The sequence below is a fragment of the Bacillus yapensis genome, from assembly GCF_005280205.1.
GTDB lineage: Bacteria > Bacillota > Bacilli > Bacillales > Cytobacillaceae > Robertmurraya > Robertmurraya yapensis.
Window position 1 is genome coordinate 1 of sequence record NZ_SUND01000047.1, and the last position, 1,471, is coordinate 1,471.

Annotated in this window: 1 protein-coding gene; it reads left to right on the plus strand. The window is 38.3% G+C overall.

Going from position 1 to position 1,471, the window contains the following annotated elements; genetic code table 11:
* The first annotated feature begins 98 nt into the window (after positions 1–98).
* Positions 99–1,432 (plus strand): IS3 family transposase gene (locus FAR12_RS23145; RefSeq protein ID WP_126411084.1). Its coding sequence is split into 2 segments (ribosomal slippage): positions 99–477 and positions 477–1,432, totalling 1,335 coding nucleotides; the frame shifts between segments, so codons are not numbered across the junction.
* Positions 1,433–1,471 lie beyond the last annotated feature (39 nt).

Sequence of the window (1,471 nt, forward strand, 5' to 3'; positions counted from 1 at the left end):
TGAACTATACCCCGGATATCGGACACTGATAAAAAAGTGCCCCCTATCCGGGGTTTTTGTGTTTCAATAGATTTAATGAATATGGGCGGAGGATTATTATGAGTAAGAATATATATAATGAGTTCCAAATCAAAGAACTTGAGAAGAACCCAAATATCTTAAGTGTTTCCGATCGGTCAATCTCCTACAGTCCGGAATTTAAGATTAATGCGGTAACAGAGTACAAAAGTGGTAAAACCCCATCACAAATCTTTATTGATCATGGTTTCGATATAGAGATGATCGGGAAGGAGCAGCCTAAGCGTTGTTTAAAACGATGGAGGAATACTTTTGAAAAGTTTGGGGAGGAAGGTTTCCTTACGGAACGTCGAGGCAAAGGGAGTACAGGACGTCCTTCTTCAAAACCTCTTTCTATTGAAGAAAAACTTAGGAAAGCAGAGGCAAGGATCAAATTCCTTGAGGCAGAGAATGATTTCCTAAAAAAGCTAGAAGAGCTAGAAAGGCAGGCGTTGAAGAAGAAACGATTCTAACGGCAGCTGAGAATTATACGCTAATCGAGAAAACCATTAGAACCTATCAGTTAAAGAACATTGTTTCCTTTCTGTGTAAATTGGCTGGTGTAAGTCGAAGTGGCTACTATGATTGGTTGAAGGCTGCACCTATACGAGCACGACGTGACGAGCAGGATGAAATGGACGTAGAGTTAATACGAGAAATCTTCATAAGCAAAAAAGAAAAAGTAGGCGCCCTTCAAATTAAAATGATCATGGAGAATGATTATTCGGTTATCATGAATCATAAGAAAATTAGGCGTCTGATGGCAAAATATAATCTTGAAACAAAAGTAAGAAAAGCTAATCCTTATCGGAAGATGGCTAAAGCGACCCAGGAACATTTAACTTGTCCTAATCTTCTTAATCGGAACTTCAATCAGGAGGAGCCAGGAAAAGTCTTACTTACAGATATAACTTATCTCTATTATGGAAAAGGTCAAAAAGCTTATTTATCTTGTGTAAAGGACGGAGCTACAAGAGAAATTGTCACTTATCACCTGTCCACTTCCTTAGAAATGGATATCGTTTATAAGACATTAAAAAAGCTAAAACAAGCTGTAGGCTATCATTTCCATCCAGAAGCTATATTGCATTCCGACCAAGGGTTCCACTATACTCATCCAGTATTCCAAGGAAAAGTAAAAAAGCTTGGTCTAATTCAATCGATGTCCCGCAAGGGAAACTGTTGGGATAACGCACCAATGGAAAGTTTTTTTGGTCATTTTAAGGATTTAGCAGAGTATAAATCATTTGATAATTTAAGAGAAGTTATGAATGAAGTTGATCGTGTAATTGAGGAATATAACCATCACCGTTATCAATGGGGCTTAAATAAAATGACCCCGGTACAATACCGGGGTCACTTACTAGCCGCATAGGTGCTTTTTTAAACTGTCCGTAAACTGGGGCACAGTTCA